Here is a 1,014-nt window from a genome sequence, read left to right as displayed (position 1 = left end):
AAAGAGGAGTGATGTAATGGAAGACAGAATAGCCAAGACTTTGGCTTTGCTTCTGGATGGAAGATGGAATGAGGCGTTTAAACTTTATCACGAGATAATAACCGATCTCGCAAAGAAGGAGAGTGTTCGAGAAGAAACTGAAAACGGAGAAGACAACCTATGTTCTTCTAAGGCTGAAAAGGGTGTATCTGTCGCGAGGGAATTCGAGCGATGGGCGACACTGAACGATGAAGAGCTGTGGGATCTAGGCCATATTTCCTATCTCTTCGATTACACGGAGACGGCTGAATCTTTTATCGAGGAGCATTATTCCAGAAAGCCGAACGATATAGAAGGAATGGTCTTTCTCGGAAAGATCTACAAGAAGCGCAAAAAGCCTTACAAATCCGAACTGATGTTCAGGGCAGCGCTTTCGGAAGATAAAGACAACATGAAAGCTGTGGAAGAACTTGTTTATCTTTACCTCGAAACCGAGAGGCCTCTCGACGCCCTCGCATGGGTTCAGAAGTTGCTGAGGCTCGATCCCCGGACTCCGAAAAACTACTTTCTTGCAGGCAAAGCACTAGAGAACCTTGACAAGGTAGAGCAAAGCAGAAGATACATTATCGCCGGTATGATCCTCGATCTATTCGGCTTTTTCGGGGGAAGTCTGCAGAGCTTTTACGAAGCCAGACTCGGCGAATCGATCACAATAGCTGATCTCTGTGATGCAAGGGAAGTCATTCAAGAGTGGGTAGGAAAAAACCGGCACGCGGTTGACCCTTCTCCGTTCTCCGCGTTCGAACACCAGGAGAGCTATTGATACCAAAACGAAAAGGTCCTTGAATGGCTCTTTGCTAGGTAATCTCGTTTCTGACCATCATGGGATACGCGGGAGGGATCTTTGTCCCTCAGCTTACAGCGAAAAGCGTCTTCTTACAAGCGGATCTTGTTGGCGTGCAGCGAACACCAAATTGCGGGTATTCAAAGGCAGTGCCACTGTTATTGCTTGGAGCTTGGAACAGACAACATGGA

Annotated in this window: 1 protein-coding gene; it reads left to right on the top strand. The window is 47.1% G+C overall.

The annotated features are described in order from the left end of the window. On the top strand, window positions 1-802 hold an 802-nt coding region (locus Y697_RS14505; protein ID WP_259462608.1), incomplete at its 5' end, for a hypothetical protein. Window positions 803-1,014: the final 212 nt, after the last annotated feature.

The sequence above is a fragment of the Mesotoga sp. BH458_6_3_2_1 genome, assembly GCF_003664995.1.
GTDB lineage: Bacteria > Thermotogota > Thermotogae > Petrotogales > Kosmotogaceae > Mesotoga.
This window is presented reverse-complemented; position numbering and strand designations above follow the sequence as displayed.